The sequence below is a fragment of the Thermanaerovibrio acidaminovorans DSM 6589 genome, from assembly GCF_000024905.1.
In the GTDB taxonomy this organism is placed as follows: Bacteria; Synergistota; Synergistia; order Synergistales; family Synergistaceae; genus Thermanaerovibrio; species Thermanaerovibrio acidaminovorans.
Map to the genome: position 1 here is coordinate 1,634,592 of NC_013522.1, position 21,317 is coordinate 1,655,908.

The 21,317-nt window shown below is 65.6% G+C and carries 21 protein-coding genes; 2 read left to right on the plus strand and 19 right to left on the minus strand.

Annotation, left to right across the window (positions count from 1 at the left end):
* Positions 1 to 200 precede the first annotated feature (200 nt).
* Positions 201 to 902, minus strand: coding sequence for a hypothetical protein (locus TACI_RS08085; protein ID WP_012870289.1), 702 nt, complete (start codon positions 900 to 902; stop codon positions 201 to 203).
* A 318-nt stretch (positions 903 to 1,220) separates the two neighbouring features.
* Between TACI_RS08085 and ptsP the strand changes: the two genes are divergently transcribed.
* Complete coding sequence (gene ptsP / locus TACI_RS08090) at positions 1,221 to 2,978, plus strand: phosphoenolpyruvate--protein phosphotransferase (protein ID WP_012870290.1); 1,758 nt, start codon at positions 1,221 to 1,223, stop codon at positions 2,976 to 2,978.
* A 77-nt stretch (positions 2,979 to 3,055) separates the two neighbouring features.
* On the opposite strand, the gene TACI_RS08095 is transcribed toward ptsP, so the two are convergent.
* On the minus strand, positions 3,056 to 3,841 hold the full coding sequence (locus tag TACI_RS08095) for a prepilin peptidase (protein ID WP_012870291.1): 786 nt from the start codon (positions 3,839 to 3,841) through the stop codon (positions 3,056 to 3,058).
* A gap of 33 nt (positions 3,842 to 3,874) precedes the next feature.
* Between TACI_RS08095 and TACI_RS08100 the strand changes: the two genes are divergently transcribed.
* Complete coding sequence (locus TACI_RS08100; protein WP_012870292.1) at positions 3,875 to 4,063, plus strand: 2-hydroxymuconate tautomerase; 189 nt, start codon at positions 3,875 to 3,877, stop codon at positions 4,061 to 4,063.
* On the opposite strand, the gene TACI_RS08105 is transcribed toward TACI_RS08100, so the two are convergent.
* From TACI_RS08105 to TACI_RS08185, 17 genes are all read right to left on the minus strand, one after another.
* Complete coding sequence (locus TACI_RS08105; protein WP_242601098.1) at positions 4,060 to 4,932, minus strand: lysophospholipid acyltransferase family protein; 873 nt, start codon at positions 4,930 to 4,932, stop codon at positions 4,060 to 4,062. The two genes, TACI_RS08100 and TACI_RS08105, sit on opposite strands and share 4 nt — an antisense overlap.
* A gap of 6 nt (positions 4,933 to 4,938) precedes the next feature.
* The gene (tyrS, locus tag TACI_RS08110; RefSeq protein ID WP_012870294.1) at positions 4,939 to 6,216 is read right to left on the minus strand and encodes a tyrosine--tRNA ligase; all 1,278 of its coding nucleotides are present in this window, start codon (positions 6,214 to 6,216) and stop codon (positions 4,939 to 4,941) included.
* A gap of 22 nt (positions 6,217 to 6,238) precedes the next feature.
* Positions 6,239 to 7,699 carry a hypothetical protein gene (locus TACI_RS08115; protein ID WP_012870295.1) on the minus strand — a complete coding sequence of 487 codons (1,461 nt, stop codon included), beginning with the start codon at positions 7,697 to 7,699 and terminating at the stop codon, positions 6,239 to 6,241.
* A 55-nt stretch (positions 7,700 to 7,754) separates the two neighbouring features.
* Positions 7,755 to 9,350: an MBL fold metallo-hydrolase RNA specificity domain-containing protein gene (locus TACI_RS08120; RefSeq protein WP_012870296.1), complete on the minus strand. Its 1,596-nt coding sequence runs from the start codon at positions 9,348 to 9,350 to the stop codon at positions 7,755 to 7,757.
* A gap of 29 nt (positions 9,351 to 9,379) precedes the next feature.
* Positions 9,380 to 10,738 (minus strand): sensor histidine kinase, encoded by a 1,359-nt coding sequence (locus TACI_RS08125; RefSeq protein WP_012870297.1) that lies wholly within the window; start codon positions 10,736 to 10,738, stop codon positions 9,380 to 9,382.
* Positions 10,735 to 11,370, minus strand: coding sequence for a response regulator transcription factor (locus TACI_RS08130; RefSeq protein ID WP_012870298.1), 636 nt, complete (start codon positions 11,368 to 11,370; stop codon positions 10,735 to 10,737). Before TACI_RS08130 ends, TACI_RS08125 begins: the two co-directional genes overlap by 4 nt.
* Positions 11,367 to 11,921, minus strand: a complete 555-nt coding sequence (locus TACI_RS08135; protein WP_012870299.1) for a hydrolase — start codon at positions 11,919 to 11,921, stop codon at positions 11,367 to 11,369. Before TACI_RS08135 ends, TACI_RS08130 begins: the two co-directional genes overlap by 4 nt.
* Before the next feature lie 53 nt (positions 11,922 to 11,974).
* Positions 11,975 to 12,454, minus strand: a complete 480-nt coding sequence (locus TACI_RS08140) for a deoxycytidylate deaminase (protein ID WP_012870300.1) — start codon at positions 12,452 to 12,454, stop codon at positions 11,975 to 11,977.
* A complete protein-coding gene (locus tag TACI_RS08145; RefSeq protein ID WP_012870301.1) occupies positions 12,451 to 13,125 on the minus strand; it encodes a hypothetical protein in 675 nt (224 codons plus the stop codon). The genes TACI_RS08140 and TACI_RS08145 overlap by 4 nt, the downstream gene beginning before the upstream one ends.
* Positions 13,126 to 13,128: 3 nt before the next feature.
* The gene (locus TACI_RS08150; RefSeq protein WP_012870302.1) at positions 13,129 to 14,034 is read right to left on the minus strand and encodes a chemotaxis protein CheV; all 906 of its coding nucleotides are present in this window, start codon (positions 14,032 to 14,034) and stop codon (positions 13,129 to 13,131) included.
* A gap of 68 nt (positions 14,035 to 14,102) precedes the next feature.
* Positions 14,103 to 15,620, minus strand: coding sequence for a Ppx/GppA phosphatase family protein (locus TACI_RS08155; RefSeq protein WP_012870303.1), 1,518 nt, complete (start codon positions 15,618 to 15,620; stop codon positions 14,103 to 14,105).
* Complete coding sequence (locus TACI_RS08160; protein ID WP_164925234.1) at positions 15,617 to 16,198, minus strand: HD domain-containing protein; 582 nt, start codon at positions 16,196 to 16,198, stop codon at positions 15,617 to 15,619. Before TACI_RS08160 ends, TACI_RS08155 begins: the two co-directional genes overlap by 4 nt.
* A 2-nt stretch (positions 16,199 to 16,200) precedes the next feature.
* On the minus strand, positions 16,201 to 17,127 hold the full coding sequence (locus TACI_RS08165; protein ID WP_012870305.1) for a CHAD domain-containing protein: 927 nt from the start codon (positions 17,125 to 17,127) through the stop codon (positions 16,201 to 16,203).
* A gap of 20 nt (positions 17,128 to 17,147) precedes the next feature.
* Positions 17,148 to 19,253, minus strand: coding sequence for a polyphosphate kinase 1 (ppk1, locus tag TACI_RS08170; protein WP_012870306.1), 2,106 nt, complete (start codon positions 19,251 to 19,253; stop codon positions 17,148 to 17,150).
* A 56-nt stretch (positions 19,254 to 19,309) separates the two neighbouring features.
* A complete protein-coding gene (locus TACI_RS08175; RefSeq protein ID WP_012870307.1) occupies positions 19,310 to 19,951 on the minus strand; it encodes a hypothetical protein in 642 nt (213 codons plus the stop codon).
* A gap of 87 nt (positions 19,952 to 20,038) precedes the next feature.
* Positions 20,039 to 20,788 (minus strand): TIGR02757 family protein, encoded by a 750-nt coding sequence (locus tag TACI_RS08180; protein ID WP_012870308.1) that lies wholly within the window; start codon positions 20,786 to 20,788, stop codon positions 20,039 to 20,041.
* Positions 20,785 to 21,315: a flavin reductase family protein gene (locus tag TACI_RS08185; protein ID WP_012870309.1), complete on the minus strand. Its 531-nt coding sequence runs from the start codon at positions 21,313 to 21,315 to the stop codon at positions 20,785 to 20,787. The genes TACI_RS08180 and TACI_RS08185 overlap by 4 nt, the downstream gene beginning before the upstream one ends.
* Positions 21,316 to 21,317 lie beyond the last annotated feature (2 nt).

Here is a 21,317-nt window from a genome sequence, read left to right on the forward strand (position 1 = left end):
TATCTGTTGCAAAGTCGATTCAGGATACTAAACATAAATCCATCGAACGGTGTATTTATGCTAGCCTATTCAGCATCTTGATGCAACCCCTTCGCCCAGGTAAAGCACCCTACCAAAATGGACCTAAAGTCTCAATTAGGGAGCCCCGGGAGAAGGGTTACGAAATGATTTCAAAAACTCCCGGCGGGGCCGGGGGACCGTCAGACCGGGCTAAGCTGGCTCATTATCATGTCCCCGAACCGGTAGAACCGGAAGTTCCTCCACGCGTCCCGGCAGTCCATGTAGCCCCAGGCGGCGTAGACCATCTCCTTCAGGGTGAGCCCGAAGAGCCCCCGGGCCTGACTCCAAAGACCAGGGGGCATGAAGAGCAGGAGCCTCACCGGGGACACGTCGCTGTAACCGTCCGACACCCCGTTCCAGTAGTGGACCAGGTAGCCCTTCCGGGACCTCATCACGCTCGGATTGGAGTCCTCCAGGTCCAGCTGCCGGACCCGGTCCTTGGGAAAACCGAGGGCCTCCACCTGGGAGATGAAGTCCTCCGGGAAGGCGGGCACGATGAACCGCCACAGCTTCACCTCGAAGTCGTCGAACACGTCCCGGCAGTCCCTAAGCCACAGGCCTATCCGGGCCAGGGCGGACACGTCACCGCACATCATGGCCACCCCGACCCCGCAGAAGGCCCACAGCAACCTTCGCCTCTCCGCATCGGTCCTGGACAGCGGGGTCCTGCTCCGGGACACCGCGTCCTTCAGGAACGCCATGACCCGCTCCTCGTCGTAGGGAGGGGGCAGCTGACCTTGGAGCTCCGACAGCAGCAGGTTCACGCTCTCCTCGCTCAGCCGGACCACCTGATCCCCCAACCTGAGATCCCTGGGGGTGTCGCAGGCCAGCCCAACCTCCACCCAACGACCGGTCCGACAGGTTAACAAGCCTCCAGCCGTCGAAGGCTCCGTCCTCCACCAAACCCGCCAACACGTGGTTCCTGGGCAGGTACACCATCACCCTCACATCCCACGAGGCGGAGAACATCCCGGGCTCGTCCCCATCCGGAAGGGGAGCTAAGGCACCGAAGGACATAAGCTCGAAACGTCTCATCCCCCATCCCCCCTTTCCCTCGTTTCACGAGTTTACCGCTTTATACCAGCCCTAACAAGCACCCCTTTGCTTAAAATGGAGATAAAAGATAAACTTACTCCATGCCAACATGGGGGTGAGGGAACTTGGATTCTATAAACCGCGATCCGCGCTCTGAGGTGATCCACAAGGGGCTACCCATATCGCCCGGCCTGGCCAAGGGGGCCATCCTCCGGGTAAGGCAGAGGCCCTTCCAGAAGACCGGCTCTCCACAGGTGAACATGGAGCACGACAAGCTCCGCTTCAAGGACGCCCAGGAGAGGGCCATCGCCCAGCTCAAGGAGCTGGCGGACTCCACCAGGTCCACCCTGGGACCCGAGAAGGCGGCCATCTTCGAGGCCCACCAGCTGATGGTCCAGGATCCCATGCTGGTGGACGGGATCCTGGCGGCGGTGAGCCAGGGGGAGTGCCTGGAGGACGCCATCGTGGAGGCCACCATGGCCATAAAGGCCCAGTTCGACGCCCTGGACGACCCCTACTTCAAGGAGAGGGCGGCGGACATCCTGGACATTGGACAGCGCCTCTTCCGGATCGTCACCGGCGGGGAGGACATAAGCCAGATAGACTCCTCCAACGACTACGTGATCGTCACCGACGAGATCGCCCCGTCGGACGCGGCCATCCTGGGCATAAAGAAGAACGTCAAGGGGGTGGTGACCGCCCAGGGGGGACCCACCAGCCATTCCGCCATCCTCCTCAAGGCGCTGGAGATCCCCTCCGTGTCGGGGATCCCACTGGACGACTCCTTCCAGCGGGGAGAGCTGATCCTGGTGGACGGCATAGCCGGTGAGGTCACCCTCTTCCCCTCCGAGGGCACCCGGGAGAGCTTCGACAAGCGCCTCGCCACCCAGGAGGAGACCCGGTCCCGCCTCAAGGACCTGAAGGGCAAGCCCACCGTGACCAAAGACGGAGCCACGGTGCTCCTCTTCGGCAACATCGCCTCCCCCAAGGACGCCCAGAAGGTGCTCAACTTCGGCGGCACCGGGGTGGGCCTCTTCAGGACCGAGTTCCTCTTCATGGGCAGGACCGACGCCCCCTCGGAGGAGGAGCAGTACCGGGCCTACCGAGAGGCCCTGGAGGCCATGGCCCCCCACCCGGTCATCATCCGGACCCTGGACGCGGGGGGCGACAAGGAGGTCCCCTTCCTTAAAACCCTCATCGGCGAGGAGGCCAACCCCTTCCTGGGGCTCAGGGCCATCAGGGTCTGCCTGGAATACAAGGACATCTTCATGACCCAGCTACGGGCCCTGGCCAGGGCCTCCGCCCACGGGAACCTGAAGATAATGCTCCCCATGGTGACCAGCCTCTGGGAGGTCAGGACCGCCAAGGCCATGTTCGCCGAGGCCTACCTGGCGGTCCGGGACCAGGGACACCCGGTGGGGGCCCACGTGGACATGGGCATAATGATCGAGGTGCCCGCAGCCGCCGCCTCCGCCAGACACCTGGCCAAGGAGGTGGACTTCTTCTCCATCGGCACCAACGACCTGGTCCAGTACACCCTGGCGGTGGACCGGCAGAACCCCAACCTGCTCTCCTGGTACGAGCCCTTCCACCCGGCGGTGATAGCCCTCCTGGAGACCACCGCCCAGGCGGCCCATGAGACGGGGATCGAGCTGGGCATGTGCGGCGAGATGGCGGGGGACCCGCTGGCACTGCCCATCCTGGTGGCCCTGGGCTTCCACGAGCTCTCCATGTCCGCCCCAAGGATCCCATGGGTCCACGACTACCTGCTCAAGCTCTCCAAGGACCGCTGCACCGAGCTCCTTAACCGGATCAAGGAGATGGGCTCCGGCTCCGCCATCCGGGAGGAGCTAACCCGGTTCATGGAGGAGGCCCAGAGATAGACCCCGAAAAGCGCAACCGGCCCAACCGAGAGGGGCCCCGGGAAGACCCGGGGCCCCTCTTCATCACCCTCTCGACCCTAGAGGTAGAGCCTGAAGACTTCCAGTAGGGCCCACGCCCTGTCCATGGTGACGTACGCCAGGAAGGAACCCACCCACAGGAACGGCGCCAGGGGGATCGGGTCCTTCCGACCCACCCGATGGATCGCAAGAAGCCCCACCGCCCAGAGACCACCGATGAACAGCCCCAGGTACACCCCCAGCAGGGCCCCGAAGGGGCCCATGAAGGCCCCAAGCCCCCCCATCAGGATCCCGTCCCCTATCCCCATCCGGCCGAAGGAGAGCACCACTATGGCCGCCAGGGGCAGGAAGCCGCACAGGGCCCCCAAGAGAGCCCCCTTGACCCCGTACATACCGCTGGTGAGCCCCCCAAGAACCAACCCGCAGACGAACGACGAGGCGGAGACCAGGTCGTAAACGTAGCCGCTCTCCAGGTCCGTGACCGCATGAAAGAGCCCGAAAAGAAACATGAGCCAACCGGATATCAGCCTGGGACCGAAACCGAACTGGACGACCATGAGCCCAAACGCCAGGGCGGTGAACACCTCGTACAGCAGGTACATGGGGGGGATCCTGTCCCCGCAGGTCCGGCACCGCCCCCTGAAGACCAGGTAGGACACCACCGGCACCAGGTCCTGCCAGGACAGCTCCCTGCCGCAGGACTCGCAACGGGACCTCTCCATCCCCCAGAAGGGACGACCGGTAACCAGCCGGTGGGCCGCGGTCTCCACGAAGGAGGCCATACAGCCCCCCAAGGCCATGGACATGACCACCGAAAGCAATAACATTGAACCGTCGAGATCCATCGAACCAACACCACCCCAAGGAGGCAGATGAAGATGCCAATAGTCGAGATCCACATGATGGAGGGGCGCCCCGTGGAGGTCAAGGCCCGGCTGGTGGAGGAGGTTACCCGGGCCGTGGCGGACACACTGAATGTCAAGCCGGAACAGGTCCGGATCATCCTCCACGAGATGGACCCCCACCACTACGCGATCGGGGGGACCCTCTGGGCGGACAGGGGCTAGGAGGGGAGAAGCCCCTCCCGCATGGCCTCCCGGAAGCGCCGGTGGTGCCAGAACCACTGCTCCGGATGGCGCCTTATGGCCCCCTCCAGGGCCCGGTTCACCTCCTGGACCCCCCGGGCTATCCGCGCCTCCCGGTCCCCCTCCTCGGGCCAGGAGAGGGGCGAGAATCGGAGGCGGTGAGCCATGGGGCCCTCCCGCCAGGCCTCCAGGAGCACCACCGGTAGCCCGGTGAGATGCCGGAACACCGCAGGCCCCCGGACGGTGGATGTCCTGTGCCCGAAGAACTCCGCCTCAAGCCCCACGGATCCCCCGTGCTGGTCCGCCAGGATGCCCAGGATGTTACCCCCCTTGAGGGCCTTGAGGGCCCTGGACATGTTGTCCGCGGTGGGTATGGTCCTGACTCCCCCCCGCCGGCGGAAGTCCTCCAGGAGCCCCGCCTCCTGGCCGTCATCCGGAGGGCGCACGATGGGCATCAGGGGGTAACCGGACTGGGCCATCCAGAAGGCCGCCAGCTCCCAGTTGCCCAGGTGGGCGGTCACCAGGATGACCCCCTTCCCCTCCGAGACGGGCCCCTTAAGGTTCTCCGCCCCCTCGGCGGAGAGGACCCAATCCAGGGCCAGGCGGGGCTCCCGGTAGAGGGCCAGGCACTCCACCACCGACCAGGCCAGGTGCCGCACGGACCGGCGGTACAGGTCCTCCACCTGGGGGCCCGAGATGCCCAGGGCGAAGGCCATGTTGGCCTTCGCCACCGATCCCCTGGGGTCCAGGGCCAAGGTTAGCAGCTCCACCCCCCGGGCCATGGGCCCCCTAAGGGGGGGCAGGCCCGCCGCGGCGGACAGCAACCCCATCAGCCCCCCGCTAACTGCCAAGGATCATCATCCCTTGACCACCAGGTGGTACCTCTTCTTGCCGATCCTGAAGAGGGCGTAGCGCTGGAACATGAGGTCCCCCTCCTCCAGGGTGCGCCCCTCGTCCACCCGCTGGCCGTTCAGGTACACCCCGCCCCCCTTGAGGAGCCGCCGGGCCTCCCCCTTGGAGGGGCAGATCCCCGCGCTCACCATCACGTCCACCACCGTCTCACCGCAGTTCAACCCAAGGCGGGACGTGGGGACCTCCCCCTCCAGGATGGAGAGGGACTCCTCCTGGGCATCCCGGAAGTCGTAGTCCCCGAAGAGCATCTCGCTGGCCTTGGCCACCCGACGGGCCACCTGCTCCCCGTGAACCCGGCTGGTCATCTCCATGGCCATCTCCCGCTGGGCGGACCGGTTCTCTGGGGAGGCCAGGTGACGGGACACGATCTCGTCTATCCGCTCCTCCTCCAGGAAGGTGTACATCCGGAAGAGCTTACCCAGCGCCTGGTCCTCCACGTTCATCCAGAACTGGTAGAACTTGTAAGGGGAGGTGCGCTTCGGCGACAGGTAGACCGCCCCCTCCTCGGACTTGCCGAACTTCTGCCCCGTGGAGGTGAGCAGCAGGGGGAAGGTGAAGCCGAAGGCCTGGCCACCCTCCTTCTTGCGGATCAGGTCCACCCCAGCCAGGATGTTGCCCTGCTGGTCGTTGCCCCCCATCTGGAGCTTGCAGCCGTAGGTCCTGTAGAGGTGCCAGAAGTCGAAGGCCTGGAGGAGCATGTAGGACATCTCCGTGTAGGTTATGGACTTCTCCGGGTCCTCCAGCCGGCTTCTGACGTACTCCCGGCTTATCATGTAGTTGACCGTGAAGAACTTGGCGGTGTCCCTCAGGAACCCGATGAGGCTCTGGTCCTTGAGCCAGTCGTAGTTGTTGAGGATCACCGCCCCGTTGGGGGTCCTGTCGAAGTCCAGGAACAGGGACAGCTGCTCCCTTATGCACTCCATGTTGTGCACCACCTGGTCGTGGGTCAAGAGGGGCCGCTCCTTGGACTTGCCCGACGGATCCCCTATGAGCCCCGTACCGCCCCCAACTATGGCTAGGGGCCTGTGCCCCAGCCGCTGGAGCCACGCGAGCCCCATGATGGGCACCATGTTGCCCACATGCAGGCTGTCCGCCGAGGGATCGAAGCCCACGTACCCGGTCACCATCTCGGAAGCGAAAAGCTGGGACAGCTCCTCCGGGGCGCTACACCACTCCACCAGCCCCCGACGGCTCAAGACTTCAAAGGGGTTGTCACGGTTCATCGAAAACATACCTCCCGGGCCATCAGCGTTTCGAAGGATTGTACCACTGAACCCGCCCGGAGTTGGAATCCTCGAAGGTGATCAGCAACGGGCTCATGGCGGACAGGGCCTCCCTCACGTTCCCCTGGGCCACCTCGCCAAAGGGGTTATCATCCCCGCCGAACATGCTCAACACGGAGACCAGGTCACCCACCGCCTCCCCCATGGCGGGGAGGTTGGCGTAGATCCATCCCCGGTTGGGCTCAAGGGCCGTCTTGGGCAGCTGGGAGGGGGCATCCGCCAGCGACGTGGGGGACACGGCCCCAAGCTCCGCCTCGTTGCCGTTGGAGGCGGCCACCATGGAGAAGGGGAGCCGGGTGTAGCCCCCGCTCTGATAGCCCGCCATGGGCTGGGGCACCATCCCAAGGAAGACCTTCTCCCAAACCAGCTTGGCCAGCTCTTCCCCCGCCTTGCCCGAGGAGGGGAAGCTCAACATGACCCCCGGCATGGAGACCCACAGGATCTCGGTCCTTCCCCCAACGCTGAAGGCCACTGGGGACGATAGGATCGCCTCCTTGGAGGGCTGACTCAGCCCAAGGGAGTCCAGCCAGCCCTCTATGGCCCCGATGAATGGCACGTCCCCGTAGCGGCCCTGGGCCACCTTGAGCCCCCCCGCCAGGGCCACGGGCCCAGCCAGGCGGAACTTGAGATCCGACCAGTCCACCCTCTCCAGGGACTTGAGCAGCGGGATCTCCACCCCCTCAAGCCTCCACCGGGCCTCCCCAGCGGGCTCAAAGGGGTCATCCCCACGGGTGTCCAGCCTCCGGAAGGCGCAGGTCAACACCGCCCCTTCCCCCTTGGCCCCCCCCAGCAACGGGTTCAATCGGCCCCCGTCCGCCAGGGCCAGGTGTCCAGTCCAGGAGGGCTCCAGGTCCCACCGGCCCATCAACGGCTCCCCTTTGCCCCCCGCCAGGGCCTCCATGGAGCTCAGCCCCTCCGGGGTGGAGGAGAACAGGAGGACCCCGTCCACGAAGGCCATCACCCCCACCGGGTCCCCGTTGGGGGCCGACACGGCGAACCGCCCATCCTCCGACGGGGTGGCGGAGTAGCCCTGGGCCAGGAGACCCTGGGGAATCTGCCGGCTCCTCAGCTCCGCCTCCCCCTGGGTCAGGCGGCAGGCCATCCAGATCTCACCACCGGGGGAGAGGGACCTCAGCACTGCGAACCGCTCCAGCCGGTCCGCCGCCATGGGCACCGACTCCCCCAGGGGGGATGCCAGCTTAAGCGCCGGGGCGGCCCCAGCCAGATCCCGCCCCTCCCCCTCGAAGCACACCCAGGGGGCCTCCACCCTGGGCAGGAGCCGGACCAGGTGGGTCTTTGGGGAGGCCCCGAAGAGGACCCAGTAGGCGATGACCCCCAGGAGGGCCACCATGACAAGCCCCACCAACACGTGGGCCACCCGGGACAGCGCGTTCTTGAAGTTGTCGAAAGCCTTAGCGTCCAAGGCCGCATACCTCCATTTAAATCAGCAGTGAAACACCTTGGGGCCTACGCCCCGCCTACTGCCTCAGCCTCTCGGCGGTCTTGAGCAGGGTCCTGGAGGACTCGATCAGGGCCACCACGTCCCTGGGGATCTCCCCCTCGGACATCCGGTCCCTGAGCCCCACCGACAGGCTGCCGATCTCCGCCAGGGCCTCCAGCACCTCCTCCCGCTGGCTCCGCTGTAAGGGGATCACCGGCTGCACCCCGGGGACCACGTCCGGCTTCCTCAGGTTGATCTCCTCCCCCCGGCGGGGAACCATGGCCCGATACCCCATGTCACCCAGGGACTTGGCCAGCGCCTCCGACGACTTGGGCTCCCCGTGGGTGACCAGGAACAGGGGGCCGGACTCGAAGTGACCCGCCCAGGTGAGCAGGTCCCGCTTGTCCCCGTGGGCGGAGAAGCCGTTTATGGTGTGGATCTTGGCCTGGACGTTGATCTCCTCCCCGGCGATCTTCAGCACCCTCTCCCCGTCCACCAGCCTCCTGCCCAGGGTTCCCCGGGCCTGGTAGCCCACGAAGATCACGTGACAGCTCTCCCGCCACAGGTTGTGCTTCAGGTGGTGCACTATCCTCCCCCCGGTGCACATGCCGCTTCCCGCCATCACCAGCGCGTGGGACATCTGGTTTATGGACCGGCTGTCGTCCACGGTGGACACGTGCCTCAGGTTCCTGGGTGAGAAGGGATCGTCCCCCGCCCTTATGAAGGACTGGAGCTCCTGGGATAGCATCTCCGGGTGGTCCCGGTATATGTCGGTGGCCTTGGCCCCCATGGGGGAATCGAAGAATATGGGCACCGAGTTGGCCTGGGGATAGGCCCGCTGGAAAAGGTTGAGCTCGTAGAGGATCCGCTGGGCCCTATCCACCACGAAGGTGGGGATCAGCACCTTGCCCCTGGAGCTGAGGGCCTCGGTTATGACGGAGCGGAACTCCTCCCGGGTGCTCTCGTTGTCCTTGTGGAACCGGTCCCCGTAGGTGGACTCGATCACCACGAAGTCCGCGTCCTCGATGATGGACGGGTTCTTCTCCATCACGGTCTTCATGGGCCCCAGGTCGCCGGAGAAGACCACCTTCACGTCCCTGGAGGGGCCCAGCCAAATCTCGATCATCGCGCTTCCCAGGATGTGCCCCGCGTCCCGGAAGCGGACCTGGACCGTGGAGTTCAGATGCATCAGCTCGTCGTAGGATACGGGGCGAAGGAGCCGCTCCGCCCTCTCCACGTCGTCCAGGGTGTAGAGGGGCTCCACCGGAGGCAGCCCCTTCCGGGCGTTCTTCCGGGTCCGCCACTCCGCCTCCTCCCGCATCAGGTTCGCCGAGTCCCGCCAGAGGACGCCGCAGAAATCCACCGTGGCGGAGGTGGCCATTATGGGACCCTTGAAGCCAAGCCGGACCAAAAGGGGCAACAGCCCACTGTGGTCCATGTGGGCGTGGGTTAGCAGAACCGCGTCCACCGACGCGGGGTTGAAGGGGAAGACCCCCTTGGATGACCGGGTGAGATCGTCCTCGTCCCTGCCCTGATGGATGCCGCAGTCCACCAGCATCCTGTAGTCGTCGGTCTCCAGGAGGTAACAGGACCCGGTGACCTCACCGGCGGCCCCTAGGAACTTGAGGTTCATGATCGTAAAGTACCCCCTTCCAGGGATCGTTATGAATCGGAACGATGGAACCAGCAACGCACCTCGCACCCCTCCCCGGGGCGGGAGACCACCTCCAGGCGGGCCCCCATGAGGGCCGCCCGCTCGCTCATGTTGGCCAGCCCCCGATGTCCCGAGAGCCTCAGGGACTTAAATTCATCGGGGGGAACAAAACCGTTACCGTCGTCCCTAATATAAAAGCAGAAAAGACCCTTTTCCTCAAACGTCCCAATCTTGAGTTTTCTCGCCCCCCCGTGGCGGACCGCGTTGTTGACCGCCTCCTGGACGATCCGCATCAGGGGCAACCCCTTGTCCTCCGACAGGTCCTCGAGCCCCCACAGGTCCGTCTCGATCTGGACCCCCCACTGGGCCCTCAGCCTTAATACGAGCTCCTGAAGCGCCTGCTCCACCCCCAGCTCCGCCCAGGGGGGGGCCAGCTGGTCACAGAGCCCCCGGAGCTCCCTGACGCACTCCACCGCCACTGACTCCGCCACGGACAGCTCATTAAGGGCCCTGTCCGGGTCCCCCAGGCTCATCCTGGCGAGCCTTATGCGCTGGATCAGAGCGGTGACCGTCTGGACCGGCCCGTCGTGGATCTCCCGGGAGACCCGCTCCTTCTCCTCCTCCTGGACCCGCACCAGGTCCTCCACGTAGCCCCTGTCCAGGGCGGCGGACCTTACCGCCCCCTCCGCCAGGGACCTCAAGGCCTCCCCCAGCTCCTCTATCTCCGCCGCCGCCGGGCGGGGGACCGACGGCACATCCCGCCCCCACCTCATCTGGCTCACCTCGGAGCTCAGCCGCCTCAAGGGGCCCACCACCCAGCGCCCCAGGAGGAGCATGCCCCCAAGGCCTATGAGGCCAAGGAAGACCATGAGCACCGGCCACAGGCTGGAGAACCGCACCATGGGGCCCATGAGCTGCCCCCAGGGGACCGCGGCCACCACGAAGACCTGGTCGCTGGCGGGGAAGGCCGCCACGGTGTACCTCTCGCCGGTGGAGTCCAGGACCTCCACCGCGTCCCCCACCGGTAGCCCCCGGTTCCAGAGGGAGACGAGCGCCTCCCCGCCGGGGCTGTGAGCCAGCACCTCCCCCCGAACGTCCACCACCGCCACCATACCCGGCACGGTAAGGTCCCGCATCATCCGCCTAAGCCCCATGAAGCCCATGTACCCCATCCGGCCCCGGAAGGGATCCTCCAGGGCGAACCGGACCCGCTCCGCCAGACCCGATGACAGGTTCACCACGTAGGACCGGGAGACCGCCTCCAGGGCGTCCCGGGCCTTGAGGAACCCTATGAAGGCGGAGCCCACCACCGCCACGGACATGAGGGACATGAGGCCGAAGAGGACCGGGAGCAGGTGGCGCCTCATTCACCCTCCTCCAGGATCTCCTCCAGGGTGAGGATCCCGTGCTTGAGCCCCAGCAACATGGCCTCCGTCTTGTTCCGGGCCCCCAGCTTGCCGTAGATGGAGGCCAGGTGGGCCTGGACGGTCCTGTCGCTTATGACCAGCCGGGAGGCTATCTCCTTGCTGGCCAGGCCCCGGGAGGCCAGCAGCAGCACCTCCCTCTCCCGCTGGGACAGCTCCTCGGTGGGGCCCGACGATACCAGGTCCGACGCCTCCAGGTCCAGGAAGAGCCTGCCCCGGCTCACGGTCCGGATGGCCTCGCAGATCACCTCCGGGGGGGAGCTCTTGAGCACGTAGCCCTTGGCCCCCGCCCTCATGGATGCCGCCACGTAGGGCTTGGCATCGTACGAGGTGAGCATGAGACAAGCGGTGGGGAGCTTCAGGTCCGTCACCCGCTTGGCCACCGCCACCCCGTCCAAAATGGGCATCCTTATGTCCAAAAGCGCCACCTGGGGCCTCAGCTCGGTGATGCCCAGGAGGGCCGACTCCCCATCCGCGTACTCCCCCAGCACGGAGAAGTCCCCCTCCCGGGAGAGCAGGGCCTTCAGCCCCTCCATGGTGAGCGGATGGTCGTCCGCCAGTATGAGGGTTATCATGCCCCCAACCCCAGCTCCCCCTCCACGGGCCTTAGGGCGTTCAGCACCTGCTGCATCAGGTCCTCCAGCCTCATGCCCAGCATGTCCGCCCCCCGCTGGATCACCGACCGGTCAACACCGCGGGCGAAGGCCTTATCCTTCCACTTCTTCTTGAGGGAGGACACCTCCAGGTCCGCCAGGGATCTGGAGGGCCTCACCAGGGCGGCGGCGATCACGAAGCCAGTGAGCTCATCCACCGCGTAGAGGACCCTCTCCATGGAGGTCAATGGCTCCACCCCGGTGAGCTCGAACGCGTGGGCCTGGACGGCCCTCACCATCTCCTGGTCCGCCCCGGCGGCCTCGAGCCAAGCCACGCAGGCCCGCCCGTGGTCCTCCGGACACTCCTCCCAGTCCAGATCGTGCAGGAGCCCCACCACGCCCCACCTGTCCGGATCTCCCCCATAGAGGGGGGCGAAGTGCCTCATGGCGGCCTCCACCGCCAGGGCGTGCTTTATGTGAGACTGCTCCCGGTTGTGCTCCGAAAGCAGGCCTAGAGCCTCTTCCCTGGTCACCGTTGAACACCTCCCTATGAGATTCGCAGTTGTCAAAGAAGTTAAAAGGAGGGTCACGGCCCGGGGGCCATGACCCTCTCCAGAATCCCCGCCTCCCGCCGGAGGGCCCTGGCCAGGTCGTCCGGATAGGGGTGGATGAACACCACCTCCCGGATCCCAGCCCCTATGAGGGCCTTGGTGCAGAACGAGCAGGGCTCGTGGGTGCAGTAGAGGGTGCAGCCCGCGGTGGACACCCCCATGGCGGCCGCCTGGCAGATGGCGTTTATCTCCCCGTGGGACCCCCGACATATCTCGTGCCGTTGCCCCGATGGGACCCCCAGCTGCTCCCGGAGGCACCCCAGGTCCAGGCAATGGGTGGTCCCCCTCGGGGCACCGTTGTAGCCGGTGCTAACGATGTACTGGTCCCTGACCAGCACCGCCCCCACCGCCCGGCGCAGGCAGGTGCTCCTGGTGGCCACCTGCTCCGCTATCTTGAGAAAGTACACGTCCCAGCTGGGTCTAGGGTCCACCCAAGGCAACCCCCTTAGCGTCATCCGGTCTCGGTCCCCCCCAGGGGGACGTCCAGTATCCGCGGCACCTGGATCTCCGGCGACGGGCCCAGCACCTGGCGGGTCTCCTCCATGGTGATGTCGAAGAGGGCCTGGGTGATGGCCAGCTTGATCAGGTCCTCGGACTCGTAGGGGATGGAGAAGCGCCTAAGGCCGAACCGCTCGGCGAAGTAGGCCACCCGGCTCACCCCCCCGGTGCGGCTCTCCATGATCCGCATAAGCTCCCCCAGGAAGGCGTCGTCGTCGAAGAACGGGTCGCCGCTTATGAGCGCCAGGGCCTTGCACTGCCCCAGCAGCACCGGCCCGTCGAAGACACCGCAGAAGGTGACCCCCGCCATCACCCTGTAGGGGGACAGGTCCACCTCCTCGAACAGATCCGCCAGACGGCGGGAGTAGGCGAACACTATTGTAAACCCCAGCCCCAGGGAGCCCCTCTCGGGGTCCCACAGGTGGTCCCGAAAGAGGCTCCCGCCGTTGCCGGCCCGGAAGCTCCGGATGAACAGGAGCTCGCTGTCCAGCTCAAGGCACAGCGCCCCCACCTTGAAGAGGGACTCGCTGTGGAGCCGATTCCCCATGAGTGGCGAGTAGTCCACCGAGTAGGGTATCCAGGAGGCTATCTCCAGGTCCACGTTCCTGTCCCAGAAGGGCAGGGACAAGGGCTACTCCCTCTCCTTCAGGAGCCTGGCCACGGTCTCCACCAGGAACGGGATCTCCGGCTTGGAGATCTGGGCCTCGGCCCCCACGCTCTGGGCCTTGCGCTTTATGTCCTCCGCCACGATGGAGGAGAACACGATCACCGGTATGTTCTTGTGTCTCGGGGACTCCTTCACCTTCCGGGTGAGGCCGAGCCCGTCCAGCTTAGGCATCTCTATGTCGGTGATCAGCAGGTCGAAGTGGTCGTCCTCGTCGTTGAGCCGGTCCCAGGCAGCCTTGCCGTGCCCCACCAGCTCCACGTTGTGGAAGCCCCCCTCCGCCAGGGCGTCCTGGATGAGGCGCCGGATCAGCGGAGAGTCCTCCGCCACCAGGATCTTGTATCTGTTGGGGTCCCCTAGGATGGAGCTCACCTTCTTGGCGTGATCCGCGTCCACCTTGAAGGCCTCCGCCATCTGGGGGTTGACGATCTGGACTATCCGTTCGTAGTCCAGGAGCAGGATGTTGCGCCCGTCCCGCTTGATAACGTAGAGGGCGTTCTCCCCCAGGAACGTACCGGTGAGGGAGGAGTCAAGCTCCTCGGCGCTTATCCGGTAGATCCGGTCCACCCCGTCCACCACGAACCCCAGCTTCATCCGGTTAAACTCCGCCACTATCAGCTTGCTCTGCTCGTCAGGCACCGGCGACTCGATGTTCAGGTAGATCCTAAGGTCCACCAGGGGGATGACCTCTCCCCTTATGGTGGTGATTCCCCTCATGGCAGGGTGGGACTTGGGCACGGGCCTCACCCCGGGCCAACGGAGGATCTCCCTGGTCTTGTCCACGTTGATGGCAAAGGGCTGGCTGCCCAGCATGAAAACAACCACCTGCCACTCGTTGGTACCCACTTCGGTCAGGATCTTCTCGTCCTGCATGCCATCACCCCATCTCCCTTTTGTAACCTCCGATTATACAGCCTCATTATACCCTCAACCGGCGTCTTTCAGCAGGGGTAGACCCGGAACCCAAGGCTCCTCTTGAAGGTGTCCCGGAAGGCCTCCTGGTGGGCCAGCAGTCCCCAGACCTCGAACTGGCACTCCCCGCCGGAGTAGATCTCCAGCTCCACCCGCCCCTTCCGGTGGGACTTGAACTTGACGGTCTTCACCGCCCCGGTGTGGCTCCTGTCCAGGGCCTCCGCCAGCCGGAGGAACATGGACAGGATCCGGATCGCCCTCTGCTGGTCCGCCGGTAGCTCCCTGAACTCCTGGTGCTTCTTCCTTGGGCCCTTCTTGCGGTGGAAGAGGGCCAGCAGGGCCATGAGCTTCAGCTCCTCCCGCTGGAAGCCCAGCATGTCGGAGTTGCTTATTATGTAGTGGCTGTGCGCCTGGTGGTTGGAGAAGGAGATGAACATGCCCACGTCGTGGAGCAGGGCCCCGTAGGCCAGCACCTGCCTCATGCGGTCGTCAAGGTCGTGGAGCCCCTCCGCCAGGGCGGAGTCGAACATGGCGAGCGCCATGTCCCGGACCCTAACCGCGTGTTCCTCGTCGAAGTGGCACAGCCGCCCCAGCCTCATGACGCTCATGTCCCGCACCGACGATCCCGTGGGGGAGTGGCGCTCCAGGTAGTCCACCAGGAGACCGTCCCTGAGGCCCCTCTCAGTGGCCTCCAGGTAGGGGACCCCGGTCTCCTCCATTATGGTCTCCACTATGGCGCCCCCGGGGACTATGATGTCCCCCCTCTCGGGCTGGATCCCCGGGTAGGCCCTCCGCTGCTCCCCCCCAAGGGCTCTCAGGTCCCGCAGCACCTCCTTGAGGGCCTCCAGGGTTATCCGCCGCACCCCGTCCCGGCGCTTCAGGGCGCACATCTCCGCCAGGTTGATCAGAGTGCCGGAGCTGCCGAAGCCGCCGGTGGGGGACAACTCCCGGATCCGCTGCACCGCCCTCACCGAGGCGTGCCGCACGTGCCCCTTCATGTCCTGGTAGACCCGGTCGTCTATTGGGGCGGAGGGGGACTCCACGAACATGTCGGTAAGCCTTATGGCCCCCAGCTTGAGGCTGTCCAGGAACAGGTGCTCCCGCTCGTCCCCCACCACCAGCTCGGTGCTGCCCCCTCCGATGTCCATGAAGAGGCACCGGCCCTCCACCGGGGAGTTCCGGGAAACCCCCAGGTATATGAGCCGGGCCTCCTCCAGGCCGGATATGACGCTCACCGGCAGGCCCGCCTCCTCCCGGAGCCTGTCCAGGAGCACCTGGGCGTTCTCAGCATCCCGGGTGGCGGAGGTGGCCACCGCCACCTTCTCGTTGGGCCCGTAGGACTCCAGCAACCTCACCATCCTCCTGCAGACGGTGACGCACCGGTCCATGGCCTCCTGGGTTATCCTCCCCGCCGGGAACTCCCCCTCCCCCAGGCGGATCATCTCCCGCTGGAGGTTGACCACCGTGAAGTCCGGACCGTCCATCCGGACCACCAACAGCCGCACCGAGTTGGTGCCTATGTCGAAGAACCCCACGTGCCTGGTCATATCCATCTCACCACCAGCGCCCTCCGGGAGACGGACACGAACAGGTCCTTCTTCCTCTCGATGGCCATCATCACCGGGGGGGAGACAGGGCGCCTGACCTCCATCACCACCCGGTCCTTCAGGGGCACCACCCGGACCTTCCGGTCCGCCCCCCGCCGGTCCGCGTCCAGCCCGTCCGCCAGCCGCAGGATCCCCGCCAGCCAGGCCAGCCTCCGCCGGTCCTTGGGCCTCAAGAGCCTCACCTCCCGATCTCCCTCCGACGGGGGGGCCTTCCGGTGGTACCTGGCCACCGCCGCCACCAGGGGCGCCCGCTTGGCCTTGCATGGCAGGTCCATCTCCAATATCATCCGGTAGGACTCCCGGTTGTGGGCCCTCTCCCCCTTGGCGAGCCCCAGGTCATGGAGGAGCGACGCCAGCTCGAGAACCCGCCTGGATCCCTTTCCCAGGTCGTGAAGGTCCCGGGTGTGATCGAAGATGTCCAGGGCCAGCCGCCTCACGGTCAGCGGATGGTCCACCTCCAGCCCCGGGGGGATCACCCCCTTGGCCCACTCAACCAGATCCAGCTTCTTGGATGCCAAAATCAATCGCCCCCTCCCGCCATCTTGGACGCCAGATCCTGGATGCGATCCACGAACCCGTCTCTGGCCATGCGATCCCAGATCTCCCTGGCCAGGGCCAGCCCCTCCGCCGCATCCCGGAGCCGGTCATCCTTGACCGCCCGGAACCCGGGGACGAGCCTCTTAAGGGGACGCAGGTGCCCAAAGTAGGAGAGGGTCATCTCCCGCTCCCTCTCCAGGTACCTATCCGCCATCTGGCCCCAAACCAACCCGTCGTGCTCCCTCCCCAGGGCCCCCTGGAGGGCCTTGAGCCCCTCCAGCAGGGGCTTGACCTGGTCCCCCGCCGCGGGCTGACATATCTCCAGGGCGTACCGGAGGGACTTTACCGCTATCCTCATCCGGTGGTGGCCCTGGTGGTCCTGGGTGTCCATGTAGGCCCCCAGGTCCCGGACCCTAAGGGACAGGCCCATCACCGAGGCCCCCATCAGGGCCGAGGCGCTGACCGACCCGTCGGGGCCAAGGGCCAGGGCGGCCAGGGCCTCCTCCAGGGGGGCCAGCCCCGACGGCCCCTCCAGCCAGTCCAGTAGCTGGAGGATCCGGCGCTGCTCCCGCTGGCGCCTCTGCCTTATCCTCAGGAGGAACCGCTGGGCCCCGGGCCTGGCCCTTCGGTCCAGGCCGGAGCAGAAGGCCTCCAGCCACTCCCCCTGGACGTCCAGGTCCCGGGCCCTGCCGAGCTCCTTGGTGACCCCCTTGAGTCCCGACCGGCGCTCGTCCGGCAGGCCCAGGGGGGGGCCGAACATCCGAAGCGCCACCCGGGCCCTGCGGGAGGCCACCCTCATCCGGTGGAGGTGCTCTATGTCCTCACCGGAGCGGACCCCGGGCACCTCGGAGCGAATGGCCCTCAGCCTATCCAGGATGGTTTTTGCGCAGAACCTAAGACCAAGCGACACATCATCGCCCCCTCTCCAAGTCAATGCCAGGCCCCCCGAACGGACAAGAGCCACTCCTGGCTGTCGAAGCCGCCGCTCGGGGGGGTGTAGGTGCCGTCCGGGTTGAGGCGGAAGGACCTCCTGTCGTCCAGCATCTGGGGAAGCAACAGGTACCTGATCACCGCCTCCTTGAGCTTCCGGTCCTCCAGGGGGAACATTATCTCCACCCGGCGGTCCAGGTTCCTGGGCATCAGGTCCGCGCTGCCCAAGTAGATCTCCGGGTTGCCCCCGTTGTAGAAGGCGAAGACCCGGCTGTGCTCCAGGAACCGGCCCACTATGGAGGTCACCCATATCCGGCGGCTGAGCCCCTCCAGGCGGGGCTTAAGGCAGCATATGCCCCGGACGATGAGGAACACCGGCACCCCCTGGGCGCTGGCGGCGTAGAGGGCCTCGATGCACTCCCGGTCCACCAGGGCGTTGACCTTGATTATCATGGCGCCCCCCAGGCCACGCCGGTGGTTCTCCACCTCCCGGGCTATCATCTCCATGATCCGGCGCCTCATGGCGGCGGGGGCGGCTATCAGCTTGCGGAAGGAGTCCTGCTTGGAGTAACCGGTAAGCAGGTTGAAGAACTCGGAAGCGTCGGCCCCTATCTCCGGGTCGCAGGTGATGAGCCCCAGGTCGCTGTAGATCGATGCGGTGGCGGCGTTGTAGTTACCGGTCCCCATGTGGACGTAGCGGACAATGCCCCCCTTCTCCCGCCGGACCACCAGGCATATCTTGGCGTGGGTCTTGAGCCCCGGGACCCCGTAGACCACGTGAACCCCCGCGGACTCAAGCCGTTTTGCCCACTCGATGTTGTTCTCCTCGTCGAACCGGGCCTTGAGCTCCACCAGGACGGACACCTGTTTGTCCTGCTGCCGGGCCTCCAGGAGGGCCTCCACGATGGGGGACTTTGGTCCCACCCGGTAGAGGGTCTGCTTTATGGCCAGCACCGACGGGTCCTGGGAGGCCTGGCGGAGGAACTCCACCAGGGGGGAGAAGGAGTCGTAGGGGTGGAAGAGGAGCACGTCCCGGGAGCGAACGGTCCTGAAGATGTCCGTCCCCTGGCTCAGGTCCTTGGGGACGAAGGGCTGGAAGGGCCGGTCCTTCAGGTCCGGCCGGCGCACCCTGCAGAGCTCCGATAGGCAAGACAGACCCAGGGGAGGGCTCATAGCATAGACCTGGTGGGGGGATATCTCCAGGTTCTCCGCCAGGATGTTCCTTATCCTCTTGGGGGTCCGGTCCTCCACCTCGAGCCGCACCACGGAGCCAAACTCCCGGCGGTCAACCTCCTCCTGGATGGACTCCAGCAGGTCATCCGCCTCGTCCTCCTCTATCTCTATGTCCGCATCCCGGGTGATCCTGAACAGGTACGAGTCCTCCACCCGGTAGCCCGGGAAGAGGGAATCCAGGTTCATGCGGATCAAGTCCTCGAACCACATGAAGCACCGGCCATCGCCGGGGATCCCCATCTTCCGGAGGATCTTGTCCCGGTCCGCCGGGACCGGTATGAGCCGGGGGAACGTGTCGGGCACCTTGAGGCGGGCGAACCTCTCCCCCTTCTTCTGGTCCTTTAGGATTATGGCCAGGTTCAGGCTAAGGTTCGATATGTGGGGGAACGGGTGACCCGCGTCGAAGGCCAGGGGGGTGAGGATCGGGAAGACCTCCAGCTCGAAGAATCGCCTCAGGTACCCCCGGTGCTTGTCCGACATGGAGTCGGGGGTCACGAGGGTTATCCCCTCCCGTTGGAGCTCCGGGAGCAGGTCCTGCTGGAAGCAGCGCTGGGCCCTCTCCAGCGACAGGGCTATCCTCTCCCGGAGGGCTATGAGCTGTTCCGTTGGGGTCATCCGGTCTGGCGGAAGGTCCACGAAGCCCTCCCGGAGCTGCCGGAGAAGCCCCGAGACCCTTATCATGAAGAACTCGTCCAGGTTGTTGTAGAAGATGGACAGGAACTTGACCCTCTCCAGGAGGGGCCAGGACCTATCCAGAGCCTGATGTAGCACCCGCTCGTTGAAGGCCACCCAGCTTAGCTCCCGGTTTATGAAGCAGGAGGGATCCGCCGCCACTCCCTTCTGCTTGGGGTACCGGCCCTTAGGCTTGCTCAAGTCACCGCCTCCCCGTGATTTTACAGTTCAACAAGATGATATCACGGGGGGGGATTTCAGGGGCAGACCTCCGCCAGGGCCTCCCGTATCTCCTCCGCCCTCGCCCGATCAAGGTGGGAGGCCAGGTGGGGCAGGGCCTCCAGGGTCATCATCAGGTTCCGGTAGAGGAACCGGACGGTGAGGACGCTAACCTCCCGGGGGTTCTCGCTCAGGTTAACCACGCACCCGTCGAAGGGCCTCACGGTGCAGTTTATCACGTTCATGGCGGCCATCTCCCCGGGTGTCATGGCCTCCAGGTCCCGGTGTCCCAGGAGGGTCACCCGGACGCCCCTGGCTTTGAGGGCCTTGGCCAGGAAGAGGCCGATGCCGCTGCCCGCCACCCCGTGGTGGTCCCGGAGCTGCCCCGAGTCCTCCAGGTGGCGGATCACCGCGGAGACCACCGGGGGCACGTGGAAGGGGTGCTCGGTGAAGTAGGTGCTGTAGCCCTCCAGGTCCATGGCGGGGTGGGGGAAACACACGGGGGAGGCGAAGGGCCGGATCAGGATGGTGGGCCGGTCCATTACGAAGGGCCCCTGGTCCTGGTGGATCTCGTCGAAGAGGACCATGTCCCCCAGGTTCCGCTGGGCGAAGCGGACTATGGCCCGGACGTAGGGGTTTGAGTGGTCGTCCCTGTTCCTTAGAAGGTTTACCTTGAGCAATCTGGATCCTCCCATTCGTCCCCGGTTGGGATAAATTGGGAGAGATTATGCCTCAGCGAAGGGGATTTGAAAAGGCCCCGTGGGGGGTCAATCGTCCAGGGGGCCCAGGATCCCCCGGCGGGTGATGGAGAAGTCGAACCGGACCGGATCCACGGGATCCACCTCCGCCAGGCGGTCGGTGAGCTCCATGGCGGCCTTGAGGTCCGGGGAGGACCTGTTGACCAGCCGGAAGGACCTGGCGAAGGCGAACATGTGGGCGTCCATGGGGACCAGCAGGGAGCTGGCTGGGATCTCGGGCCAGAGCCCCAGGTCCACCTGGTCGGATCTCACCAGCCAGCGGAGCATGAGGAACCACCGTTTGGAGGCCCCGCCTCCGGAGGGCAGCGGCAGGAGGAAGCGGTTTCCAAGACCCGAGGCCTCCCCCAGCAGGCGGGAGAAGGCCTCCAGGGATGATAGGAGCTCCCGGCGGCTGGAGGGGACCGAGGAGACGTAGAAGGCCTCCTTCAGGGACCCGAACCGGCGGAGCACCCGCCCGATCCCATGCAGGAAGCGGCATGTGTCCGGGCCGGAGGTGAACCGGTGACATACGGCGGGGAGGTCCTCCCCCTTGAGGAGGGCCTCCCTTGGGGATGGGCCCAGGGCCCCCATGATGATCCCCAAGGTGGACAGGATCTGTCTCACCCGGCCGTAGGCGTAGGCGGAGCATATGAGGGCGGCCACCTCCGCGTCGGACGGGTCCTGGTAGGACCTTACCACCTCCAGGGGATCAGGGCTTATCAGCTCCGGCCGGTGGTAGCGCCGGTAGGTGTCCTCCAGGAAGGATCTCAGGTCCGTCACTTTATCTGGTTGAAGACGAAGGTGGGGGCGTTCTTGGGGGACTTGCCTTTCTTTATTAGGTGGTAGTCCGAGTAGGTCAGGGGCTCCCCGTCGGAGATCACCTTGGAGGATATGATCTCCCCGAAGAACATCCGGTGGGTGAAGATGTCGAAGCTGCCCACCACCCGGGCCTCCAGAACCGCCAGGGAGTAGTCAAGCACCATGGGGACCCCGGTGGAGCCCAGCTCGTACTTGACGTTGCAGAACTTGTCGATGTCCCGGCCGCACTTGAAGCCGAACTGGCCTATGAAGGTCATGGGCGCCTCGGAGGAGAGGATCGACACGGAGAAAAGCTTGGACTGGTCGATGTACTCGGTGGTCAGGTTGGACTTGTGGAGGCACACCGCCACCGCGCAGGGATCACCGGTGACCTGCATGGCCGCGTTGGCTATCTGGCCGTTGTACCGGCCCTGGGAGTCCAGGGAGGAGACTATGTACATACCGTAACTGAACTTGAACAGCGCCTTAGGGTCTATGTTCTTTTCCACTC

Excerpts from the sequence above, each read along its gene's own strand:
- TACI_RS08095 (WP_012870291.1), bottom strand. The coding sequence starts at position 3,841 with ATGGATCTCGACGGTTCAATGTTATTGCTTTCGGTGGTCATGTCCATG.
- TACI_RS08100 (WP_012870292.1), top strand. The coding sequence starts at position 3,875 with ATGCCAATAGTCGAGATCCACATGATGGAGGGGCGCCCCGTGGAGGTC.
- tyrS (WP_012870294.1), bottom strand. The coding sequence starts at position 6,216 with ATGAACCGTGACAACCCCTTTGAAGTCTTGAGCCGTCGGGGGCTGGTG.
- TACI_RS08120 (WP_012870296.1), bottom strand. The coding sequence starts at position 9,350 with ATGAACCTCAAGTTCCTAGGGGCCGCCGGTGAGGTCACCGGGTCCTGT.
- TACI_RS08125 (WP_012870297.1), bottom strand. The coding sequence starts at position 10,738 with ATGAGGCGCCACCTGCTCCCGGTCCTCTTCGGCCTCATGTCCCTCATG.
- TACI_RS08130 (WP_012870298.1), bottom strand. The coding sequence starts at position 11,370 with ATGATAACCCTCATACTGGCGGACGACCATCCGCTCACCATGGAGGGG.
- TACI_RS08140 (WP_012870300.1), bottom strand. The coding sequence starts at position 12,454 with ATGACGCTAAGGGGGTTGCCTTGGGTGGACCCTAGACCCAGCTGGGAC.
- TACI_RS08150 (WP_012870302.1), bottom strand. The coding sequence starts at position 14,034 with ATGCAGGACGAGAAGATCCTGACCGAAGTGGGTACCAACGAGTGGCAG.
- TACI_RS08155 (WP_012870303.1), bottom strand. The coding sequence starts at position 15,620 with ATGACCAGGCACGTGGGGTTCTTCGACATAGGCACCAACTCGGTGCGG.